Origin of the sequence: Arthrobacter sp. ISL-48, assembly GCF_018613805.1 — a bacterium.
In the GTDB taxonomy this organism is placed as follows: Bacteria; Actinomycetota; Actinomycetes; order Actinomycetales; family Micrococcaceae; genus Arthrobacter.
The window spans coordinates 444,714-467,295 of the sequence record NZ_JAGGPL010000001.1 but is presented as its reverse complement, the minus strand read 5'-3'; the positions used below and the strand labels follow the sequence as shown (position 1 = coordinate 467,295).

Annotated in this window: 21 protein-coding genes; 6 read left to right on the top strand and 15 right to left on the bottom strand. The window is 65.1% G+C overall.

The features are described from left to right. Positions 1–65: 65 nt before the first annotated feature. Complete coding sequence (locus J7E83_RS02080; RefSeq protein ID WP_214958746.1) at positions 66–614, top strand: TetR/AcrR family transcriptional regulator; 549 nt, start codon at positions 66–68, stop codon at positions 612–614. Between the two features lie 46 nt (positions 615–660). Here the strand turns inward: J7E83_RS02080 and J7E83_RS02075 are convergent, their stop codons facing one another. Together J7E83_RS02075 and J7E83_RS02070 are read right to left on the bottom strand one after the other, a co-directional pair. Continuing rightward, positions 661–1,452 (bottom strand): alpha/beta fold hydrolase, encoded by a 792-nt coding sequence (locus J7E83_RS02075; RefSeq protein WP_214958745.1) that lies wholly within the window; start codon positions 1,450–1,452, stop codon positions 661–663. An 81-nt stretch (positions 1,453–1,533) separates the two neighbouring features. Further along, positions 1,534–1,986 carry a CHRD domain-containing protein gene (locus tag J7E83_RS02070; RefSeq protein ID WP_214958744.1) on the bottom strand — a complete coding sequence of 151 codons (453 nt, stop codon included), beginning with the start codon at positions 1,984–1,986 and terminating at the stop codon, positions 1,534–1,536. Between the two features lie 267 nt (positions 1,987–2,253). On the opposite strand from J7E83_RS02070, the gene J7E83_RS02065 reads away from it, so the two are divergent. Together J7E83_RS02065 and J7E83_RS02060 are read left to right on the top strand one after the other, a co-directional pair. Beyond that, complete coding sequence (locus J7E83_RS02065; RefSeq protein ID WP_024365339.1) at positions 2,254–2,457, top strand: cold-shock protein; 204 nt, start codon at positions 2,254–2,256, stop codon at positions 2,455–2,457. A gap of 504 nt (positions 2,458–2,961) precedes the next feature. Next, the gene (locus J7E83_RS02060; protein WP_251043286.1) at positions 2,962–3,891 is read left to right on the top strand and encodes a hypothetical protein; all 930 of its coding nucleotides are present in this window, start codon (positions 2,962–2,964) and stop codon (positions 3,889–3,891) included. Between the two features lie 27 nt (positions 3,892–3,918). On the opposite strand, the gene ctaD is transcribed toward J7E83_RS02060, so the two are convergent. Next, positions 3,919–5,673 (bottom strand): cytochrome c oxidase subunit I, encoded by a 1,755-nt coding sequence (ctaD, locus tag J7E83_RS02055; RefSeq protein ID WP_214958743.1) that lies wholly within the window; start codon positions 5,671–5,673, stop codon positions 3,919–3,921. A 240-nt stretch (positions 5,674–5,913) separates the two neighbouring features. Between ctaD and J7E83_RS02050 the strand changes: the two genes are divergently transcribed. Further along, positions 5,914–6,732 carry an SDR family NAD(P)-dependent oxidoreductase gene (locus J7E83_RS02050; protein WP_214958742.1) on the top strand — a complete coding sequence of 273 codons (819 nt, stop codon included), beginning with the start codon at positions 5,914–5,916 and terminating at the stop codon, positions 6,730–6,732. On the opposite strand, the gene J7E83_RS02045 is transcribed toward J7E83_RS02050, so the two are convergent. Next, positions 6,729–7,358 carry an FMN-binding negative transcriptional regulator gene (locus tag J7E83_RS02045; protein WP_214958741.1) on the bottom strand — a complete coding sequence of 210 codons (630 nt, stop codon included), beginning with the start codon at positions 7,356–7,358 and terminating at the stop codon, positions 6,729–6,731. The genes J7E83_RS02050 and J7E83_RS02045 overlap by 4 nt on opposite strands. A gap of 4 nt (positions 7,359–7,362) precedes the next feature. After that, positions 7,363–8,337, bottom strand: coding sequence for a DMT family transporter (locus J7E83_RS02040; protein ID WP_214958740.1), 975 nt, complete (start codon positions 8,335–8,337; stop codon positions 7,363–7,365). Here J7E83_RS02040 and J7E83_RS02035 point away from each other — a divergent pair. Next, complete coding sequence (locus J7E83_RS02035) at positions 8,336–9,748, top strand: PLP-dependent aminotransferase family protein (RefSeq protein WP_214958739.1); 1,413 nt, start codon at positions 8,336–8,338, stop codon at positions 9,746–9,748. The two genes, J7E83_RS02040 and J7E83_RS02035, sit on opposite strands and share 2 nt — an antisense overlap. Before the next feature lie 37 nt (positions 9,749–9,785). Here the strand turns inward: J7E83_RS02035 and J7E83_RS02030 are convergent, their stop codons facing one another. Next, positions 9,786–10,337, bottom strand: coding sequence for a dihydrofolate reductase family protein (locus J7E83_RS02030; protein ID WP_214958738.1), 552 nt, complete (start codon positions 10,335–10,337; stop codon positions 9,786–9,788). A gap of 219 nt (positions 10,338–10,556) precedes the next feature. Between J7E83_RS02030 and J7E83_RS02025 the strand changes: the two genes are divergently transcribed. Continuing rightward, positions 10,557–10,916 carry a hypothetical protein gene (locus tag J7E83_RS02025; RefSeq protein ID WP_251043285.1) on the top strand — a complete coding sequence of 120 codons (360 nt, stop codon included), beginning with the start codon at positions 10,557–10,559 and terminating at the stop codon, positions 10,914–10,916. A 43-nt stretch (positions 10,917–10,959) separates the two neighbouring features. Here J7E83_RS02025 and J7E83_RS02020 read toward each other — a convergent pair whose 3' ends face one another. The 9 genes from J7E83_RS02020 to J7E83_RS01980 form a co-directional block, all read right to left on the bottom strand. After that, positions 10,960–11,868: a diguanylate cyclase gene (locus J7E83_RS02020; protein WP_214958737.1), complete on the bottom strand. Its 909-nt coding sequence runs from the start codon at positions 11,866–11,868 to the stop codon at positions 10,960–10,962. After that, a complete protein-coding gene (locus J7E83_RS02015; RefSeq protein ID WP_214958736.1) occupies positions 11,865–15,248 on the bottom strand; it encodes a response regulator in 3,384 nt (1,127 codons plus the stop codon). The genes J7E83_RS02020 and J7E83_RS02015 overlap by 4 nt, the downstream gene beginning before the upstream one ends. Positions 15,249–15,351: 103 nt before the next feature. After that, positions 15,352–16,686: an MBL fold metallo-hydrolase gene (locus J7E83_RS02010; RefSeq protein ID WP_214958813.1), complete on the bottom strand. Its 1,335-nt coding sequence runs from the start codon at positions 16,684–16,686 to the stop codon at positions 15,352–15,354. 66 nt (positions 16,687–16,752) lie between these two features. Next, a complete protein-coding gene (locus J7E83_RS02005; protein WP_214958735.1) occupies positions 16,753–18,945 on the bottom strand; it encodes a bifunctional diguanylate cyclase/phosphodiesterase in 2,193 nt (730 codons plus the stop codon). Between the two features lie 169 nt (positions 18,946–19,114). Then, positions 19,115–19,384, bottom strand: a complete 270-nt coding sequence (locus J7E83_RS02000; protein ID WP_214958734.1) for a GlsB/YeaQ/YmgE family stress response membrane protein — start codon at positions 19,382–19,384, stop codon at positions 19,115–19,117. 192 nt (positions 19,385–19,576) lie between these two features. Next, positions 19,577–20,725 (bottom strand): glycosyltransferase family 1 protein, encoded by a 1,149-nt coding sequence (locus J7E83_RS01995; RefSeq protein ID WP_214958733.1) that lies wholly within the window; start codon positions 20,723–20,725, stop codon positions 19,577–19,579. 196 nt (positions 20,726–20,921) lie between these two features. Then, positions 20,922–21,401, bottom strand: a complete 480-nt coding sequence (locus tag J7E83_RS01990) for a hypothetical protein (RefSeq protein ID WP_214958732.1) — start codon at positions 21,399–21,401, stop codon at positions 20,922–20,924. Further along, positions 21,344–21,739, bottom strand: a complete 396-nt coding sequence (locus J7E83_RS01985) for a hypothetical protein (protein WP_214958731.1) — start codon at positions 21,737–21,739, stop codon at positions 21,344–21,346. The genes J7E83_RS01990 and J7E83_RS01985 overlap by 58 nt, the downstream gene beginning before the upstream one ends. After that, entirely contained in the window at positions 21,736–22,551 is an 816-nt protein-coding gene (locus J7E83_RS01980) for a hypothetical protein (RefSeq protein ID WP_214958730.1), read from the bottom strand. Before J7E83_RS01980 ends, J7E83_RS01985 begins: the two co-directional genes overlap by 4 nt. Between the last annotated feature and the right edge of the window lie 31 nt (positions 22,552–22,582).

The window sequence follows — 22,582 nt, the reverse complement described above, 5'->3', positions numbered from 1 at the left end:
ATGCTCCGGTTAGAACTATACGGAGACACTCTCCGTTTGGCAACAAGTTTTTGAGAGGTGTTACTTTGCGCGCTGACGCTCAACGCAACCGCGACAAGATCGTGGAGGTTGCACGTGCGTTTTTCCGTGCCAAAGGCTTCGACGCCGTCTCGATGGACGAGGTGGCCAAAGGGGCGGAGGTGGGCCCCGGCACGCTGTACCGGCATTTCCCGACCAAAGAGTCGCTGTACGACGCGGTCCTGGAGTCTTGGGCTGAGAAGGTCAATGCAGCAGTCGACCGGGCGCTTTCGCTCAACGGCTCCGCGCGGGAGCAGTTGATGACGTGGCTGACCGACTATGCGGCGATGCTGACAGAAAACAAGGGTGCAGCCGCGCGGATCACTGCTGCGCTGGGCGATCCCGGGTCTCCATTCGCAGGAAAATGCAGGACCTACGTCAATGCGAATCAGCGCTTGATTGACGGACTGGACTCAGCCCTGCGCCCCGGCGTCGAGGCAATGCAGATCAGCCGGCTGGTGGGCGGCCTGGCTGCAGTGGCAGACAACAGTGAGCTTCCCCCCGAGTCGGTGGCACCCATGCTCGCGGTCGTCGCGGACGGACTGCTTGCTCCCTGACGGGTTTTAGGGGTGCATTCGAAGAGGCCTGGCACTCTGCGTTCCCTCACGAGGCGGGCATCCCGCCTTTCACCGCCGCCCGTTGCGCCCGCTCCCAGTGACCGCGCAGCAGCTCAGCCAGCCGCTCGGGCTCGATCCGGTGTGGCGGGTCGAAGTGGTGCCGCTTGGGGAACACCTCCAGGCGGAAGTCCGGGAAGAACACCCTGGACAGCCGGCCGGCAATCTCGCCGTAGTCATCCGGGTTGCTCAGGCCGCCGAGGGCGAAGAACACCGGCTGCCGAAACGCCGCCAAACGCGCCCTCTCCAGGTCATAGCTCTTGAAGGTCCGCAGGAACGCCCTGATGCCCGCTGGCCGTTTGGCCATCCACGGCGGCGGGGGACCCGGCGGCGGTGGCGGAAGGACGACGTCGGGCTTAACTCCCAGCCTCATGAAGGCGGGCATGAACTGCTCAGGTGGCAGGTCCTCCAGCTGGTCATAAACCTTCCACAACTCAGTGTGCGCGGGACTCCAGTCCCAGTTCCCGGCCCAGGCAGGCTCCAACAGGGCCAGGCTCAGCAGCCGGTCCGGATGCTTGGCGGCGAATGCCAGCGCCGCCGCGCCCCCACCCGAATAGCCCGCAAGATGGAACGACTCCCATCCCCGCGCGTCGGCTTCGCGCAGCACGCCGTCGATCTCTGTGTCCAGGCTCCAGCCGGGCGGCGGCTCGTCGCCCGCGTAAAGTTCCAAATCCTTGGCAACAGCGTCGACGTCGGATCCCAGTGCCGCAATGAGGGCGCCATACGCCGGCTGGGCGGGGAGCACGCTCCCGGGGAGAAGGATGGCCCGTATCCGATCCATGAAACGAACCCTACGCCCGGTCAGCTGTTCCGGACAGCCCTAGGCGAGTCCCTGGGGTGGCACCATCCCGGCCCGTCGTCGCTATTTGAGTTGCCCCCGGATCTCGCCGCTCGGGTGGGCGGTGGTGTGCACGTTGACGTAGTAGTCGCCCGGGCTGTCGGCTACCGACTCAAGCAGGGAGGCAGTGGCGGTGGTGCAGTCGCTGACACTCCAGGTGGTTCCGGAGCCCACGGTGAGCGGAATGACAACGGGGCCGGCAACATTCCGGGGTGCCAGGTGGATATGGGCGGCAACCGCAGGGGTCGAGAGGTTCTGTGCCTCCAGGGTGTAGCAGAACCAGGTGCCGTCGACGGTGTAGCTGAAGAAACCGTTGGCGCCCGAATTCGGTTTGGGCGTTTCCTGTCCGGCATTCAGGGGGATGGCCGGAACTCCCGGCGGGGCCGCCGTGACGATGCCCGCACTTCCTGTGGCAAGTACGGCCACTGCGGCGAGTGCTGCGAGGCTTCTGATCCGGATGAATTTGCCACTGCTCATGATCTGTTCTCCTTTGAAAAGACCCCAGCATTTGTCACGATACGCGGGGGCAGTTCCACTCACAATGGGCCCAGACGGGGGTGATGGTCAGACGGCCGCTAAATCTCGTGTAGAGTCGTTTCTGTTGTTGTGTTTTTAGCAGTTCGTAGTTCAGGCAGTACGCGCGGTCGAAAGTCCGCGTTCTTCTGAAGTAGCGGTTTTGAACACCCCACACCGGAGGACCCGAAAGTCGGGACTTTTCCTCCACCTTCACGAAGGACAAAAATAATGGCTACTGGTACCGTCAAATGGTTTAACGCTGAAAAGGGCTTCGGCTTCATTTCCCCCGATGACTCCTCACAGGACGTTTTCGCTCACTACTCCGCGATCGCCTCTTCCGGCTTCCGCTCACTCGAAGAGAACCAGAAGGTTTCCTTCGAAACCGAGCAGGGCCCCAAGGGTCCCCAGGCCGTCAACATCCAGGCACTCTAATTCATTAGAGATTCTGGGGCCTTAGGGTTTCATTTTCAAAGCAGGACCGGTCATTGACCGGTCCTGCTTTTGTTAACCCAGGTGTGCTTCCAGACATTTGGCAGTTGGGTCACGGGCCGGACTGGCAAGTTGGGGGAAAAGCCAGCAAGCTGGATGAACCGGGAGTAAGAAGGGCGTGATCCACACCTACCCGTGCCCGGGTCGGAGCACCCGGGACTGGACGCACATTCACCCGCAGCCGCTCGGCTAGGGTCTGCGGCAGGGGTAGACACCTGCTTCCAAAGGGGCTCTGGCGGCCGGACGAATTGAGGGTCAAGCTGTAGATGATTGGCAGCAATAGTCCGGGGTGAAGACGACGATGATTGACATGACACGCGGCGACCTTAAGACCAACCGATTCCGGGACTTGGTGACGCAGCTGCTAGGTCTGTGGCTGTTGCTGGCCGTCTTCCTGGACGGCTGGGCACACCTGAACCTCCCCGGGCTGGAGACGTTTTTCACGCCGTGGCACGGGGCCCTCTACTCCGGCCTGGCCGTTATGGCGCTGTGGACGGCTGCGGTGATCTGGAGGAACCGGGTACCCGGCAGCCGCTCGCGGAGGCCATTCCGGCCGGCTACCGGGGGACGGTGGTTGGTATTGCCCTTTTTGCCGTTGCCGGCGGTCTGGACTTGGTATGGCACGAACTTCTGGGGATCGAAATCTCCCTCGATGCCCTGGTCAGCCCGACCCACCTGTTGCTGGGGTTCAGCCTCTTCCTCATCCTGGGCACTGCTGTCCGGAGCGCACGCTCTGCCAGCGGGGCCGGCAACTTTGAATTGACGACGGCGGGGCTTCTGGCCGTGGTCCTAATGACCGGGCTGGGTGCATTCTTTCTCATTTACTGCTCGGCCTTCGTCCGGCCAGGGCCGACTGCCTTTTTCATTCCGATGCCGATCGGCAGCCCTGGCCGGATACAGTCGGAGATGCCGGTAATCATCACCCTTGCAAGTTACCTGCTGACCACCGCGTTGATCGTAGCTCCCTTTCTCTTCACGCTCTCCGTGGCGAGGCATCCCGCCCGCGGGATAGTCACCATGCTGGTGGCAACTGTCGCCTGGCTGCCCGCCGGGATGGTGGGCTTCCGCCCCACGACGATCGCCGGAGCGGCCGGAGCCACGGTGGCGGCGGTGGTGGCAGATGTGCTCCTTGCCTTGTTGCCACAAGTCTGGCTGGGCCGGCGGTTACCAGCAGTCACAGCCGGACTGGCGGCGCTGGTGTGGACAGGTCAGCTGGTGGCCTTCGCGCTGGTGGACGGGATCCGCTGGCCCATTTCGCTCTGGATGGGGGCGGTGGTACTCAGCGCAGCGACAGCGGCAGGCCTTGCCCTCCTCAGCACCTGGCGCCCTGCGGTACGTTCCGGATCTGCCACCACCGCCAGTCCCCGGGGCCACTAACGCACCACTGCACGGGGCGCCGGTCGGCTACTTGTCCGGGTTGGGGTCCCGCACGTCCTTTTCCCCGATGTCGGCGGCACCCAGGGCTGAGGCGGCCGCGCTGTGCACGGGCTCGTGTTCACGGACCCGGATCTCCGGGTGGTGCAGGTCCAAGGACGGGCGCTCGGAACGGATGCGCGGCAGCGACGTGAAGTTGTGCCGCGGCGGCGGGCAGGACGTGGCCCACTCCAGCGAGGCACCAAAGCCCCACGGGTCGTCAACGGTGACCTTCTCGCCGGCCCGCCAGGTGGTGTAGACATTCCACAGGAACGGGATGAGCGAGGCTCCCAGAAGGTAGGAACTGATGGTGGAGAACTGGTTCATCCACGTGAAGTTGTCCTGCGGCATGTAGTCCGCGTACCGGCGGGGCATGCCCATTGCGCCGAGCCAGTGCTGGATCAGGAACGTTCCGTGGAAGCCCAGGAACAGCATCCAGAAGTGGATCTTGCCCAGGCGTTCGTTGAGCATGGTTCCGGTGAATTTTGGCCACCAGAAATAGAAGCCGGCGAACATCGCGAACACCACGGTGCCGAACACCACATAGTGGAAGTGCGCCACCACGAAATAGGAGTCAGACACGTGGAAGTCCAGCGGCGGCGACGCCAGGATGATGCCGGTCAGGCCGCCGAAGAGGAACGTCACCAGGAAGCCAAGACTCCACAGCATGGGCGTCTCGAACGTCAGCGAACCGCCCCACATGGTGCCGATCCAGTTGAAGAACTTCACCCCGGTGGGTACCGCGATCAGCATGGTCATGAAGGCGAAGAACGGTAGCAGCACCGAGCCGGTCACGTACATGTGGTGTGCCCACACGGTCACCGACAGGGCAGCGATGGCAATCGTCGCATAGACCAGGCCCTTGTAGCCGAAGATCGGCTTGCGGCTGAAGACCGGGAAAATCTCGGACACGATGCCGAAGAACGGCAGTGCGATGATGTAGACCTCCGGGTGGCCGAAGAACCAGAACAAGTGCTGCCACAGGACGGCCCCGCCGTTCTCCGGGTCATAGATGTGGGCACCGAAACGCCGGTCAGCACCAAGGCCAAACAGGGCGGCAGCCAGCGGCGGGAACGCCATGATCACCAGGATCGCGGTGACCAGGGTGTTCCAGGTGAAGATCGGCATGCGCCACATCGTCATCCCGGGGGCGCGCATGCAGATGATGGTGGTGATGAAGTTGACGGCGCCAAGGATGGTGCCGAACCCGGAAAGCGCCAGGCCGAACACCCACAGGTCCCCGCCAATTCCGGGGGTGAACGTGGTGTTATTCAGTGGCGCGTAGGCGAACCAGCCGAAGGACGCCGCGCCCTGCGGCGTGATGAAACCCGAGACGGCAATGCTTGAGCCGAAGAGGAAGAACCAGAAGGCCAGCGCGTTCAGCCGCGGGAAAGCGACGTCGGGGGCACCGATCTGCAGCGGCATGATGACGTTCGCGAAGCCGGCGAAGAGAGGGGTGGCGAACATCAGCAGCATCATGGTGCCGTGCATCGTGAACAGCTGGTTGTACTGTTCCTTGGTCTGCAGGATCTGCATGCCGGGTTCGAAGAGTTCAGCCCGGATGAGGAGGGCCATCACCCCAGCCATCATGAAGAACACAAACGATGCGATCAGGTACATGTACCCGATGACCTTGTGGTCAGTGGAGGTGATCCAGGTGACGATGAGGCTGCCTTTGCGCCGCGGCGCCACTGCGGGCGCGGCCGTGGCGGCTACCCCTTCAGATGAACGTCCTGTGATGGCCATTTTTCACCTCGTCCGGACGGCGCCATTGGGCCCTTTGCATGAGCACCTATCATCAACCCGGAATGACCTTTTCCGAGGCCGTGATTTCCTTCAGATTACCCATGAATACCGGTTCGGGAAAGGGCTTGGGTAGCGGAGCGCCCTACGCCTGAACGGGAACACCTGACGCCCCGCCGTCGTTGTGCCAAGCGGCAGCCCATCGGAAAACTTCGCCCCGATTCCCTTACCAAAGGACACCCCTTGACCCCTCGCACCATCGTGATCACCGGAGCCAGTGACGGCATCGGCGCAGCAGCCGCGCGGACACTGGCAAAGGCAGGGGAGCGGGTTGTCGTCGTCGGCCGTTCGCCGGAGAAGACGCGCGCCGTCGCCAAGGAGCTCGACGCCGACTACTTCGTCAGCGATTTCGCCGAACTGGCCCAGGTCCGCACCCTCGCCGCGCAGCTCAAGGAAAACTACCCGCGGATCGACGTCCTGGCCAACAACGCCGGCGGCATCATGGGCACGCGCCGGCTCACCGTGGACGGGAACGAGTCCACCTTCCAGGTCAACCACCTGGCCCCGTTCCTGCTCACCAGCGAACTGATGGACGTCCTCACCGCCAGCAGCGCCAAGATCATCAACACCTCCAGCGGCGCCAACGGCTTCGGCAAGCTGGACCTCTTCGACCTCAACGCGGAGCACAAGTACTCCACCAACCGCGCCTACGGTACGGCCAAACTCGCCAACATCCTCTTCACCAACGAACTGCACCGCCGCTTCGGTGATGCCGGAATCACGACGGCGGCGTTCCACCCAGGCGTGGTGGCCACCAACTTCGCGGCGGACTCCACCAGTCCCTGGCGCCATGCCTACAAGACCGTCGTGAACCGCTTCATGCTCAGCCCGGACCAGGGCGCCGACACCCTTTTGTGGCTCATCAACGGAACCGCCGTCACTGACTGGGTCTCCGGCGCCTACTACGCGAAGCGTGCCCTGGCAAAGGCGAACCCGCAGGCCTACGACGCCGAACTGGCCCGCGGCCTATGGGAGGCCAGCGAAGCGCTGGTGGCGCGCTAATCGCCGTCGGCCCTGGCCCGTTCGACGTCGGCGGCGCTCTCCACTAACCCCCGGGCGCTCAACCCTGCCACCACGCCTTCGATGTCCGCGTCGGGCCGGTTCTGGCTGAGTTTCGCCTTCGCCTCGATCCTGGTGATGACCAGTTCCAGTCCCACGATGGCGCGCAGTTGGCCTTCGACGTAGCGTTCCGGCGCATCCTCGACGCTCCACGGGTGGTCAAAGGCGGCTTCGTTTATGCCGGTGAGCCGCCTGACCTGGCCGGCAACCCACTCCGGGTCATCGTGGACAACAAGGGTGCCGTACACGTGCGCCGTCGAGTAGTTCCACGTGGGCACAACGCGTCCGTGTTCGGCCTTGGATGCGTACCAGGACGGCGAAATGTAGGCGTCGGCCCCCTGGATGATCATGAGTGACTCTCCGATGGCCGGCTCGGACCACTGCGTGTTGTTCCGGGCCACATGGGCGTGCAGGGCGCCGTGTTCGCCCACCGAGGGGTCGTAGGCGAAGGGGAGCAGGGTGGCCAGGAGCCCCTGCGATGTCATGGTGACCAGGTTGGCTGCGCCGGGCCGGGTGAGAAGGCTCCGGATGGCTTCGGGGCCTGCGGCGAAATGGGCTGGCATGTACATGGTGCTAATCCTCTGCAGACTGGAGGGATTTAACGGGGAGGCGTGAGGGCTCAGCCGGGGCCGGCTTCAGCCGGACCCGCACCGCCGCTCCGGCACAGAGGATGACCGCGAAGCCGCCGATGATGGTGGTCCAGGTCAGGGCCTCGCCCAGCAGGAGGCCTGCCCAGCAGATGGTGAGTACCGGCTGGGTAAGCTGGATCTGGCTGACCTGGGCCATGGGACCGATGGCGAGGCCGCGGTACCAGGCAAAGAAGCCAAGGAACATGCTCACTACGCCCAGGTAGCCGAACGCCGCCCACTGGACCGGTGTGGCTGACGGTGGTTGCTGGGCCATAGCGATGGCTGTCAGGAAGACCATCAGCGGCGACGCGAGCACCAGCGCCCAGGACACGGTCTGCCACGCGCCGAGCTCGCGGGCCAGCAGGCCACCCTCCGCGTAGCCGATGGCAGCAGCCACCACGGCGCCGAGGAGCAGCACATCCGCCCAGTGCAGCTGCCCGAAACCGCCGGACTGCATGGAAGCGAAGGCGATGGCCGCCAGCGCGCCCGCTCCGGTGATGAACCAGAACGCCAGCCGGGGACGCTCGCGCCCCCGGAGGACTGCCGCCGTCGCCGTTGCGGCCGGGAGCAGGGCAACGACCACGGCACCGTGACTGGCCGGGGTAGTGGAGAGCGCGAAGGACGTGAGAAGGGGAAACCCGACGACGACGCCGGCGGCCACCATCCCGAGGCGCGCCCACTGCAGGCCGTGGGGGAGGCGCTGCCGGGCAAGTGCCAGTGCGGACGCGGCCAGTACGGCGGCCACGACAGCGCGGCCGGACCCGATGAACAGCGGGGACAGGCTGGCGACGGCTAGCTTGGTGAATGGAATGGTAAACGAGAATGCCGCTACTCCGAGAAGCCCCCACCAGAGCCCGGTAGGCCGACGTGACGGTATCACTGGCCGAATTAGCGTAGTAGCGCTACTGTTGTCTCTCATGAACAACGATAGCAGTTCACGGATTGCAGTGCGACTGCGCGAATGGATCGGCAAAGCAGCGCCGGGATCCAAGCTGCCCTCCACCCGGTCACTGGTGGCCGAATACCGGGCAAGTCCGGTGACGGTGCAGAAGGCCCTGCAGGCTTTGACGGCACAGGGGCTCATCGAGAGCAGGCCCGGCGTCGGCACGTTCGTGCGGGCCGTTCGGACCGCGCGTCCGTCGGACTATGGCTGGCAGACGGCGGCTCTCCGCTCCCCGCTGGCGCCGCTGCCCCTGGCCTCCAGCACCATGCGGAACGTGGCCAACGATGCCATCGGGTTCCACTCCGGTTACCCGGACCGCGAGCTCCTGCCCGAGCGGCTGGTGCGGGCCGCCCTCACCCGCGCGGCCCGCGGCGACGCAGCCCTGTGCCGTCCGCCCGCCGCGGGCCTGCCGGAACTGCAGTCGTGGTTCGCACGCGAACTCGGCGCTTCGACGCCGGCCGGGACCACCCCTCCGAACACGAGCGACGTCGTCGTACTCCCTGGCAGCCAGAGCGGGCTGAGCTCCATCTTCAGCGCTCTCGCCGGCAGCGGGCAGCCGTTGCTGATGGAATCGCCCTCGTACTGGGGCGCCATCCTGGCCGCCGCGCAGGCTGGTGTGCGGGTTGTCCCGGTGCCCAGCGGTCCTGACGGACCGGACCCGGCGGAGCTGGACCGCGCATTTGAAGAGTCCGGCGCGCGGCTGTTCTACGCCCAGCCCAACTACGCCAACCCCACCGGTGCCCAGTGGGCCACCGATCGGCGTGAACAGGTCCTGGACGTGGTGCGTGCGAAGGGTGCGTTCCTGGTGGAGGACGACTGGGCCCACGACTTCGGCATCACGTCCAACCCTGTACCCGTCGCCTCCCGTGACGACTCCGGCCACGTTGTCTACCTGCGCTCGCTGACCAAGAGTGTGTCGCCGTCGATCCGCGTCGCCGCGGTGATCGCCTGCGGTCCGGCGCGGGAGCGCATCCTCGCAAACCGGGCCGCCGAGTCGATGTATGTCAGCGGGCTGCTCCAGGCGGCAGCGCTCGACGTCGTGACGCAGCCCGGGTGGCAGACGCACCTGCGCACCCTCCGCCATCAGCTCGAGTCCAGGCGCGACCTATTGGTCACCAGCTTGCGCCAGCACGCGCCTCAGGCGCACCTCGAGCAGGTGCCCAAGGGCGGCCTGAACCTGTGGGCGCGGTTGCCTGATGGCACGGATCTTGGGCGGCTGACCCGCGACTGCGAAACCGCAGGGGTCATCATCGCCCCTGGCGACGAGTGGTTCCCGGCCGAACCTGCTGGCCCGTTCATCCGCCTCAACTACTCCGGGTCCAACCCGGGGGCCTTCCCTGAAGGCGCCCGGATTATCGGCCAGGCACTGGAACGGAACCGGTCCTAAGCATCGCCGACAGTAGCGGCACCACAGTTTTCAGCAGCTATTCGGCCAGCAGCCCGTAGGTACTGATGACGTTGCCCTTGCTGGTCCGGTACTGGTCCTGCAGGCTGAGCCGCGTAATCGGGTCGTCGCTTTCGAACAGCCGCCGGCCTCTCCCGGCCACCACCGGGTGGGTCATGAGCGTCAGGGAATCCAGCAGCCCGGCGAACAGCAGTTGGCGGACCAAGGAAATGCTGCCGCACACAGCGATCTCGCCGCCGTCGCGCTCTTTCAGCCCTGCCACGAAGTCCTCCAGGGAACCGTCCATGAGGTGCGAGTTCTGCCACTCCAGCGGGCCCGTCAGGGTGCGGGAGGCCACGAACTTCTCCACCGGGTTGATGAAGCCGGCGAAGTCGTCGTCCTGCGCGGCGTTCGGCCAGTAGCCAGCCCACTCGTGGTAGCTGACCCGGCCCAGCAGGACAGTGTCTGACCGCTCCATGAATGCCGTCATGCCTTGGCCCATTTCCTGGTCGAAGCTGTCGAACTGCCACAGATTCGGCTCGGATACCACGCCGTCGACGGAGTGGAACAGGCCAGCGGTAACTTTGCGCATAAGGATCTCCAAGGCATATGGACCGGCAGACCTGGATCAAGCTACCGGGCAGTAAGGGGACAGTTCCACCGTATTCCGAAGGCTTGCTATGGGGAAGACCAAAACGCCGGGCTGAGTTAGGTTCATCACAACCCCCTGCGTGTTGCACGGTCCATGGGTCCCCGCAGCCGCATACTGGTGTTGAACGGTGACCGCCCCCGGACAGGCAGGAGGATTTGCATGGAAACCCTGAAGAAAATCGTGAAGAACCAGTATTTCCCCGCAGCTGCGGTTTTGGCGGCGGTCCTGCTTTTCTGGGCCGCCGGCCTGCTGGGCGGCCTGTCCATGCTCAACGACAACAATCCGCCCATCGCCACGCTGACATGGATGTTGTTCGTCTACGCGGCAGCCGTCCTCACGCCACTCGCCGGCCTCATGGCCACCGTCGACCTGGTCCGCCGCTGGCACCGAAACCGCCACGCGGTCGAGATTGAGTGGGCACAGGAAGCTGCCCAGGACACGCCGGTTCCCGAAACCGCACAGGAAAAGCCCACGCAGAACCACCCTGCCCAGACAAAGGCCCGCAAAGAAGCAGCGTAGCCGCGCTGGCAAAAGCTAGTGCCAAAAAGGTAGAGCCAAGGAGCTAGAGCGACAGTTCCACGCGATTCCGGCCGGCCGCCTTGGCCGCGTACAAAGCGGCGTCGGCCTCACCCAGCAGTTGCTCAGCCTCCACTGCGTGCCCGGCGGTGAACGCCGAAATCCCGGCACTGAGCGTCAGATACTCGGCCGGGTCGCCTATGTGCTCGATCTCCAGCTGCCGGATGCTGCCCAGCACCCGTTCCATGAACGCCTTGGCGTCGGCCTGCGTCTGGTTGGGCAGGACCACCAGGAACTCTTCTCCGCCGAACCGGTACACACCGTCGCTCTTCCGCGCCTGGCTCACCAAGGCGGCCGCCACTGCCCGCAGCGCGAGGTCGCCCGCCTGATGGCCGTAAATGTCGTTATAGCTCTTGAAGTTGTCCACATCGCACATGGCCAGGCAGTATTCCTCGACGTACCGCTCACTGCGGGCATGCAGCTGCTCCAGGTCCTCGGAGAGCTTCAGCCGGTTCAGCAGGCCTGTGAGCGGATCCGTCCGCGCCTGCTGCGAGAGCACCTTCCGGTAATGCGCCAGATCGGCATGCAGCGTGGTCACCCGCAGGGCCACCAGCAGCCGTGCGTGCAGCACGAAGGGGTCTAGCGGCTTGGTGACGTAGTCGTCCGCGCCGGCCTCGAGCCCGGCCAGCACATCGTCCCGGGACCCCTGCGAGGTCAGCATGACGATGTACGTGTATAGGTCCGCCTCCCGCGCCCGAATTGCCCGGCACAGCGCCAGCCCGTCCATCCCTGGCATCATCCAGTCCGTGACCACCACATCGGGTTGGTGCTCCAGGTACAGCGCCCACGCTTCGTCGCCGTCCGCGGCCGCAATGCAGTCATGGCCGTAACGTTCGACGGCGGCCCTGGCCACCAGGAGCGAGCCAGGATCGTCGTCCGCGACCAGGACTTTCACCGCACCACCGTCAGGGCTTCGTCCAGTTCCGCGTCCACCCGTTCCAGCTCCCGCTCCAGCCGGCCGACCAGCTGCGGGCCGCCGTCGTGGTTTCCGTTGTGTCCCATCGATTCAAGCTCGCCGCACAGACCGGCCAAAGCCGTGGCCCCGATGTTGGCCGCGGCCCCTTTCAGCGCGTGGGCTGCCTGCGACAAAGCCAGCCCGCCGCCGTCGTCGATTGCCCTGCGCAGTGCCGCCAGGCGGGCGGGAACGTCCCGGCGGAACGCCTCGGCCGTCGCGCGCAGCAGACCCATGCCATCCTCGGGACCCAGCTCGCGCAGGATGGCCAGCCGCGCCGGATCCACTGAGGGCGGGCGCTCCCTTGCATCGGCCTGTTCGGGAATCCAGCGGGCCAGCGCCGCCTTAAGTTCCGCCGCGTCCACCGGCTTGGAGAGGTAGTCGTCCATGCCCGCGGCGAGGCAGCGTTCACGGTCGCCGTCCAACGCTCCGGCGGTCATGGCGATGATGGGAAGGTGGGTGTGCCTTACGTCCCGGCTCCGGATGACCCTCGTGGCCTCGAAGCCGTCCATCACCGGCATGTGGCAATCCATCAGCACTGCCGCGTAACTTGCGGACGCCGTGGCGGCCACCGCTTCCGCGCCATTCGCCACGACATCCACGGCGTAGCCGAACTTCTTCACCGTTGCACGTGCCACGAGTTGGTTCACCTCGTTGTCCTCCACTACCAGGATGCGGCCGCGGGACGGCTCAGTCTGGGCCGCCTCCAAGGGAGCCGCGGCTGGTGCCTTCGCGGCCGGAACTGCCGGTACCCGGGTGGACATCAGTCGGACCAGGCGGTTGTAGAACTCGGAACTTCGGACAGGTTTCATGAGCCATTCGCGCACACCGGCGTCGGCCATTTCCGCCGCATTGACCTCCATGCTGGAGGTCAGCAGGATAAGCTCGAGGTCCGCCAGCCCGGCGTCGGCCTTGATCTCGCGGGCTAGCTCCAGGCCGTCAACGTCGGGCATGCAGAGGTCCAGGACTGCGATGTCGAAGGACTCGCCGGCAGCGGCTGCCTCGCGCGCCCGGGCCAGGGCGGACCGGGCGTCAGGTACGGCTTCCGGCTGGAGCCGCCAGCCGCGGAGCTGAGATTCCAGGACCAGCCGGTTGGTGGCGTTGTCGTCCACCACCAGCACCCGGAGCGCGTTCAGGAGGCCGGCGGCGGGGATAGGGGCGGTGGAATGCGGGGCGACCGGCAGCGGGATCTGGAACCAGAACGTGCTGCCTTGCTGTGGGAGGCTTTCCAGCCCGATCTCTCCGCCCATGGCCTCGGTCAGCCGGCTGCAGATGGCCAGACCCAGGCCCGTGCCGCCGTAACGCCGGGTGGTAGAGGCGTCCGCCTGCGAGAAGGACTCGAACACGCGCGAATGATCGGCCGGATCGATGCCGATGCCGGTGTCGCGGACCTCGAAGTGCACGTTGGCCGTGCCCTGTTTCTTGGTGCCCTTCCCGGGGCCGTCCCCATCGCTGTGGTCCGCCCGCACGCGGATGGAGACCTCCCCGGACGCCGTGAACTTCACCGCGTTGGACGCCAGGTTCAGGACGATCTGGCGGATCCGGCCAGCGTCGCCCTGCAGCAGTGCCGGAACAGCCGGATCGCAGTAGGCAATGAGTTCCAGTTGCTTGGCCTGCGCCGCCTCGGCCAGGAGGCCTGCCACTTCCTCCACCAGGAGCCGCGGGTCGAAAGGCCTGACGTCCAGGTCCACCTTTCCTGCTTCCAGCTTCGAGAAGTCCAGGATGTCGTTAATGAGCGCCAGCAGGGCCTCACCGGCGCTCTTGACGCCCTGGGCGTACTGCTGCTGCGTCTCGTTCAGGGGCGTCTCCAGCAACAGGGCCGTCAGCCCCACGACGCCGTTCATAGGCGTCCGGATCTCGTGGCTCATGGTGGCCAGGAATTCCGACTTCAGCCGGCTGGATTCCAGCGCCGCCTCCCGGGCCGCCTGCAGTTCCTTCTCCTCGGCCCGGCGCTGGGTGATGTCCCGGGCGATCGTAGCCGTGCCACGGAGCTGCCCGCCCTCGCGGATTGCGGAAACGGTCAGGGATACGGAAATGACGCTCCCGTCCTTCTTCAGGTGCTCCGTTTCGTAGCTCATGGCATCCGTGTCATCAAGCCGCCCGAACGCCTCCATATCCCGGTCCAGATTGCCGGGCGTAAGGAGGAACCGCCCATCGCGGCCGAGCGCTTCCCCGGCCGTGTACCCGTACTGCCGTTCCGCGCCCGGATTCCAGCTCGTGATGACACCGACCGGAGTGGTGGCAAAGATCGCGTCGGACGAAGAGTTAACGATCGCCCCCAGTCCCTCCAGCTGGGCAGTACGGGCCGCGACTTCCAGCTCCAGGCCGGTGGTGAGGGTGATGTTTTCTATAATGATCAGCACCTGCCGCACCAGCAGAATAATGCCCGTTACCGTTGTGACCACCAGCAGGAAGGGACCCAGTTCGTCAGCGTGCGGTGCTGCGATTAAGTAGACGCAGACCAGGATCGGCACGTACGGCAGGAGTTCCAGCCCCAGCGCAAAGGCTTTGCGGTCCGGATGTGGATTCTCTGCAAACGGCACCAGTGGTGCCAGGGCAATCAGGAGGAATGCCACGACCCAGCCCAGTGCCAGGGGCGAACCGGTCACCCCGGAAACGCCTTCCAACGTCAGCCGCACGTAGATGCTGTCAGTGATGGTGAGGATCAGCAGCCCGCCGCCGAAGCACAGCCATGGCAGCCGCTCACCCGGCTGCCGGCGCATCGCCAGCACCAGCACGAGGGACGTGATGATCACGTCCACTACGGGGTACGCCAATCCCGTCAGATGTGTGAGGAGGTCGCCGCCATCGGAGCTAAGCGCGGGCCCCAGTGCGGCGTACCAGCTGATGACCAGGACCGAGCCGGCGATGACCGCGGGGTCCGTCAATGTCCTGAACATGGCCACCCGGGTCCCACCGCGCCGTTTGAAGCTAAAGAGCGCAACCGTGGCCGGTACCACATACATAAGGAAGAAGGCATCCGCCAGGGACGGGAAGGGGTAAACGTGGTCGTAGGCCAGCCCGTAGAAGGTCCAGACGGATTGGCCCGCCGCCCAGGTGAAAGCGGCCCCGGACATGAACGCCCATGCCCTGGCATCGCCTCCATTACGCAGCGCCGCCCGGGCGCAGCTGGCGCCAGCCAACAGAACGGACACGAGAACGGAGAAGTCGCTGGTCACGAGGGCCGGGGTTGTGCCGCTGTTGGCAGCGAAAAACAGTCCGAGCGCGGCTACCACAACAGCACCCAGCAAGATCAGCCACCCCAGGGGGGCCTTGCTGCTACCGATGGCGTGCCGCTGCTCAACGAGACCAGTCTGAGACATGCGAGTCCTCCCCCAAAGTACGCCGTTCACCCAAAGCCGGGATACCGGACTTGAGTTACCCGAGACCTGGGTGCAGACGCAAGGCTATGATATCCCTCACGCCTCAAGAAGGAGCGGTGGGCTGGTACCTCGCGTCCACGTGGACCACGTCTCTTCCGGCCCGGTGCAGCAGGCTCGCTGCCACCCCCGACCGGTAGCCCGACGCACAGTGGACCCAGACCTTCCCGGCGGGGACCTCGTCCATCCGGAAAAGCAGCTCATGCAGAGGGACGTTCACAGCCCCCGTGAGGTGGCCGTCGTCGTACTCGTCCGTCCGCCGCACGTCCAGCACCACGTCCCCGGCACCGCGCTGGCCCAGCAATTCAGCCCAGCCCACCCGGGGATAATGCACGACGGCGGTGCCGGCGGCAAGCGCCGCCGGTTCAGTTCCGAGCGCAGCGTCGGGGGAGTCGATGCCGATGCGCGAGAGGTCCCGGATGGCCTTCTCGACGTCGGCCCGTGCGCCCACCAACGTCAGGTGTTGGCCCCATGGGAGTACCCAGCCCAGGTAGGAGGTGAAGCTGGAGCCGCGGCCGTATTCGAAGCTGACCGAGCCCTGCAGGTGGCTGCTGGCGAAGGCCACCCGGTTGCGCAGATCCACCACCCACTCGCCGTCCTCCAGCCTTCTCGCGAGCTCGGCAGGGTCCACTGATTCCGGGACCGTGAGGTCTACTGGGCCCGGGCCGTTCCTGTTTACGGGGGCCATGTGCGCGTAGTAGGACGGGTACGCGGTGAAGTTGGCGATGAGCTCCCGGACGAAGTGGTCCTCATCCGGGTCCGTCAGCGCATGGTTGGTTTCCAACTGCTGGCCGATGGTTGACCTGTGGGCACCCGACGCGGGCCCTGACGAACAGAAGGAGCCGAATCCGTGCGTGGGGTAGAGGGCAGCATTCGGCCCGGCCTCCTCAGCAAGGCGGCGGACGGAGGCATACTGGTCGTGCGTGAGCTGCTCGGTGTCGTGCGGGTCCACGAGGTCCGTGCGGCCCACGGATCCGTACAGCAGGCTTCCGCCCGAAAACACTGCCTGCTGCTGGCCATCGGTGACCACGTAGGAGAGGTGATGGTGGGTGTGGCCCGGCGTGGCCAGCGCTTTCACGGTGAGCCGGCCCACCTGGACCGTGGCGCCGTCAGTTATTGGCTGGTGCTCAAACCCGACGGCGTCGGCCGCGTTCACCAAGTAGGCCGCGTCATGGGCCCGGGACAGCACCAGGCCGCCGCTGAGGTAGTCGTTGTGGAGGTGCGTCTCGGCAACGTGCGTGATCCGCACGCCTGCCTCCGCGGCGGCGCTCTCCACCCGGTCCGTATCCCGCTGCGGATCGATGACCAGCGCCACCTGCCCGTCGTGGACCAGGTAGCTGCGGTCCCCAAGCGGCGGTGTTTCAATGACGACGACGTCCATAGAAGCCATTGTCCTCGCCCGCCGCGTTCCTGGCTGTTTTGTCCTCGATTTGAAGCGCGCCGGACGCTAACGTCCCTTCAGCGCCTGGATGGCCTCGTTCGCCTGCTGGATGGCGAGTTCCATCCGGCTGCCTGTGACGGGGAGTGAGAACAGGTACCCCTGCAACGAATCGCACTCGAGTGCGGTCAGGTAATCGGCCTGCGCGGCGGTCTCGACACCCTCAGCAGTAACCCTCAGCCCCAGGCTATGGGCCATGTTGATCATGGAACTCAGAATCGGCAGCCGCTCCCGGCCGGTCCGTACCATGGAGACAAAGGTCTTATCGATCTTCACCTCGTCCACCGGCAGGTCCTGCAGCCTGCCCAGGGACGAGTACCCGGTACCGAAGTCATCGAGCGACACCCGGGCTCCAGTCTCCCGCAGGCTGGCGAGCTGCTTGATCAAGTTGTTGTCGGGGTCGAAAAATACACTTTCGGTGACCTCCAGAACCAACTGGTAGGCGCCTACTCCGCTGGCCTCGGCGAGGGCGAGGACACCCTCGGCGAAGTCTGGCTCCTGCAGCTGGACTCCGGACACATTCACCGCGAGGGACCGCGACGGGTCTTCGCTCAGCCACGGCGCGAGCCGCACCAGGCTGCGCGCCATCACTTCCGCCCCGATCTCCCCGATCAGGCCGCTGCGCTCCGCCATGGGAATGAAGACGGACGGCGGGATGCGTTCGCCGTCGCGGTTCCAGCGCGCCAAGGCTTCGAACTGGACCACCTGGCCCATCCTCGGAGACACGATGGGCTGGAACGCCACGGAGATCTCACGCCTGGCCACCGCCAGCTGCAGCCCGGTCAACATGTCCGTCCGCTGCACCAGGGCTGTCATCATGTCCGGGTGGAACCGAATGAACCGGTTCTTTCCCGCCGCCTTGGCCGCGTACATGGCGATGTCCGCGTGCCGCAGCAGCTCGTTGGTGCCGATTTCCTCGTGGCCCATGGAAGCAAGGCCCATGCTCAAGCTGGGACGCAGAACGGTGCCGCTGATGGTCACAGGTACGTGCAGGGAGCGGACAATGTCGGCAGCGATGTCGTCGGCGTCCGGGCAGTCCGTCAACAACACGACGAACTCGTCGCCGCCGAGCCGGGCAACGACATCGGCAGTGGGCACACAGCGGCGGAGCCTCCGGGCCACCTCAACCAGCATGTCATCTCCCGCCTGATGGCCAAGGATGTCGTTGACTTCCTTGAAGTCGTCCAGGTCGATCAGCAGGACATCGACTGACTTGAGCCGGGGCGCGCCCAGAGCAGCAGCCAACCCGTCATTGAACACCGCCCGGTTGGCTAGCCCCGTCAACGGGTCCCGAAAGGCCAGGGCCCGTAGCTGTTCAGCCTGCGCCGCGAGGTCCGTCATGGCCTGCTGGGCTTGCTCCTGGGCGAGACGGCGGGGCGTGACGTCGCGGAAGCTCCATACCCTGCCCGCGATCCGGTCGCCCACCCTCTGCGGACGCGAGTACCTTTCAAGCGTCCGGCCGTCCTTGAAATCCAGGACGTCGTGGCTCTCAGAGGCGGGATCGTTATCAATCTCGGCGATCCTGGCCAGAAAGGCGTCCGGGTCGGCCACTTGCTCCAGAACCAGGCGAATGACAGGCGCGGCCTCGGAGCCTTGGACGAGTTCCGGGGGAATGCCCCACATCTTAAGGAATTGTTCGTTGAGCCCGGAGAGCTTGCCGTCCCTGCTGATGACCAGGATGCCGTCCGCAGTTGATTCAAGTGTTGCCGTGAGCAGGGACAGTGCCTCGTGCAGATCGGTATCCGCTTTTCTGTGGGAGATACTCCGGATGGAAGCCAGCAGTTGAGTCTCATTGCCGGATTCCAGCAAGGCACCGGCAGCTTCGGCAGCGAACTCGGTGCCGTTGCTGTGCACGCCGTACACTTCCCGCGGCGGCACGGGTTCCTCCTGCCGCTCTTTCAGGTGCCTGTAGATCTGGACGATCTCGTTCCTGAAGCCCTTCTTCAGCAGTCTCCGGTGATCGCTGCCGATCAGCTGATCCCGGGCGACGCCGAACAGGCGGGTGGCTGCCGCGTTGGCCATACTGATGGTGCCGTCAGGTGCAATGCCAAGCAGCGCATCGGGGCTTGCGTCAAGGAGTGCATCATTTACCCCATCGCCCCGCGCACGAACGGAGGACCCCGCATCGGATGTCCCCGCTGCGCCAGCGTCAGTGCCGAACTCGCGTGCCGCCAGCTCGTCGTTGTGACGAGAATCCCCCATAACGCAACCACCCCCCAGGCACATCATAAAGTGCAGTTGCGCGATATCAATGCGGCCGGGAGGAATCGTTTACTATTCGGGTCCTGGACAACCGGACTATGTCAGGCGCAGGCAAAAGCGCCGCCCCTCGTGAACGGGGACGGCGCTTTGGCTGATAGCTCTTTGTGCGTCAGACCCGGCTTCGGCCACGGCCCGCCACTGCGCCGTAGATCAGCAGGACAATGATCGAGCCCAGGATCGCCAGCAGCCAGGTGCGGAGGTCGAAGAATTCGGCAAGTCCTCCGCCGAAGATGAGGGATCCGATCCATCCACCCAAGACCGCTCCGACGACGCCAAGGACGAGGGTGATAAGCCAGCCTCCTCCTTGCGTTCCGGGCAGGATGGCCTTCGCAATAGCTCCGGCTATCAGACCCAAAATGAGAAATCCGAGAATTCCCATGATCACACTTCCTTGTCGATAATTGGTGCCGATGTCACCCCGGTGATCCAATTCAATCAGTGTGCTTACTATTTCGCAAGGATTCCGGATACGAAAGGTGCCGATTCTTTGCCGGCAGCGGAAAGGCGTAAGTTTAGCGTCCGCAAGGCTTTCGTATCTGCGGGGTTACGGACTCCTGCCGCACCCGGTCCCTTAAGAGTTACGCATTTCCGCCAGCCTGGGAGCTGTGATGACGTCGCGGTAGTGCTCCACTAGTTCGGCGCTCAGCGCCGGCCAGGTCCGGTCTTGGACCGAAGCGTGGGCTGCTGCTCCGAACGCGCGGCGCTTGGCGTCGTCGCCCATCAGGTCCATGACCCGCGCGCGCAGTCCGGCCAGGTCCCCGGGTTCGTAGAGCCAGCCGGTGCGGGAGTTCTCCACCAGGTCCAAGGGGCCGCCGCGCCCCGTGGCCACCACCGGCACCCCCGATGCCATGGCCTCCTGGATGGTTTGGCAGAACGTCTCGAACTCGCCTGGATGGACAAAGAGATCGAAGGACGCCATGGCGCGGGCCAACTCCTCGCCGCCGAGGAATCCCGTGAACACAGCCTCCGGCAAAACTTCCCCCAGAGCGGCACGCTGCGGGCCGTCGCCTACTATCACCAGCCTGGTGTCAGGCACGTCGGCGAGGACAGCCAGGTCCTCCACCTGCTTTTCGATGGCGAGCCTGCCTACGTAGCCGATGATCCTCTGACCGCCGGGAGCGACGGAGGCCCGCCAGCCGGCGTCGCGCTTTTCGGGCGAAAACCGCGTGGTGTCCACCCCGCGCCGCCACATCCCCACCCGCGGAATCCCGCGGCCGCGCAACTGGTTCAGGGCGAACGTGGACGGCACCAACGTCCTGGTCGCCAGGAGGTGGATGTTCTCAACCCGGTTCCACGCCCAGTTCTCCAGGAACGGCACCCCGTAGCGTGCGGCGTAGCTGGGGACCTCTGTCTGGTAGATGGCAATGGTGGGGATCCCCAGTTGGTAGGCTGCCTGCGCAGCCCGCCAGCCGAGCACAAACGGGGAGGCAAGGTGGACGACGTCCGGTGCGTATTCGGCAAGGATTCGCTTGACCCGGTACACACCTCCCATCGCCACGCGGACATTGGTGTAGCCGGCCAGCGGCACAGAAGGAAGCCGGTGGACCTGCGCACCGTGGACCACTTCAGGACCTGCGGGCTCCGTCGCTGCCTGCATCGACGGCGCGATCACCAGCACCTCGTCGCCGCGGTCCTGAAGATGCTCCAGCACCCGCAGGATGGAGTGCGTCACCCCGTTCATCAAGGGCAGGAATGATTCGGCCACAATTGCGATCCTCACACCTCCACGGTGGGCGCCGTGCCTGACGTGACGGGGGAGGGGGTGTTACGCGCAGTGAAAGGTTGGGTTAACAGCGGGGTCGGGGGTCAGGGGGAGTATCTGCCTCCGGGAACGTCTCCGGAATGATTGACGGCGATCTGCCATCGAGGCGCGCCCCGAGAGTGGGTGGAGAAGCAGCCGGCCGCCGTCGATGCCCTCACAATTTAACTCGGGTTGCCTCCTGCCTTGTCCCGACCGGTCCGATAACGCCCAGGTTGTCGCCGACGAGCCCTTTGACGCCGACCATCACCCCGCCGGCCCCATCTCCCTCCAGTCGAAGTGTCGTGATGCTGCCGGCGCGGGGTACGGGGAAGTAGGTGATCCCCCTGAGCCCAAAGTTGACCCGGAAGGCAGGGCCCTCGGTGGATTTGATGACCGCTTTGCGCCTGTTGCTGGTGATCGAGCTGGTCACAACGGTGCCCGTCACCTCGTGCCACGGACCGCTCCCGAGCTTGGTGACGGTACGGTAGTGCAGCCAGGTGAAGCCGACGAAGATACTCATCCAGAACAAAGGGACGAACGACCCCGCACCTGTGGCGAACAGCTGCGCGATGATCGGGTCAGGAACACCGGCCACGACTACCTGCCCGTGGTCGCCGGGGTCGACGCCGACTTTGACCACGGAACCGATGGCCAATGACTCGCCGCACGGGTCGAACTCGGAGTAATGGGTGTGGAGTATTGGTCGTCGACGGTGTAGCTGAGACCGAGACTGCAGTGCGTACCCCGGGATACGTATTCGTCCTGGCTGGTCACGGTCGCATCCATCTGTGGCCAATTGCCCCACAATGGCTGGCCAAGGTGCCAGAACAACGAGGCGGCCGCAACGAACATCGTGATCAGCATTCCCGTGCGAACAAAGACTCTGCGAATCAGGCGCCTGCGACGATGATCGACGTCCAGGACCGGGGTCTCGCCATAGGGCATGCCGGTGACCGGCAGTTCGAGTCCTGGTGCCAGCAGTACCGTGTTCATTCTGCGGCCAGCTTGTGAGCGGGCAGTGCCCTGATCGTGCCGACAGACTCTCCCCAGTGTCCGGGGATACCGACCAGGACCCTGCCCTTCCCGTCACCTGCCAGGTGAAGTGTAAAAGTGCTCCCTGCCGCGGGGAGCGGGAAAAATTCAATGCCCTTGAGGCCAAAACCCACTTCGACGTCAGGTGACCCGGAAACGGCCAGCGTCAGGGCGAGCCACAGCCCGTTGGAGCTCGGCAACGACGCCAGGACTGTGCCGGTCACCGCCTGCCATGGACCGGCACCGAGCCGCACCACTCTCCGGAGCCGCCGGATCGCGAAGAAGGTAAACAGTGCACAGCCGGACACGGGAAATCCGAGGCCCATTCCGGTCAGAAGCAGCTGGAAGGTCGGGAGCCCGGGATATCCGGCTACCGCCACCCACCCGTGGTCCTCCGGAGAGACGCCGAGTTTGACCACGGAGCCCACCGCCGGAGCCCCGTCGCAGGGAAGTGTGACGGAGAAGTCGCCGTGAAGTCGCTGTCCATCCACGAGGTAATCGAGCCCCAGACTGCAGCGGACTCCTTTGGTGACATATTCGTAATGGCTTGTCACCGTGGCATCGACCTGCGGCCAGTTACCCCAAAAGGGCTGGCCCACATGCCAGAAGATGGCGAACGCCAGCGCAAAGAGGACAGGGAGAACGAGAGTGGCGTTGAGGGCCTTGCGCCGTATACGGCGGCGGAGGTAATCGATATCAAGGGCAGGGATGTCGCCAAAGGGCTTTCCGGAGATGGGCAGCTCGGCGCCGGGTACAAGCAGTGAGGTGCTCATAATCCTCCGATATGGTGCGCCCCGTGCGGCG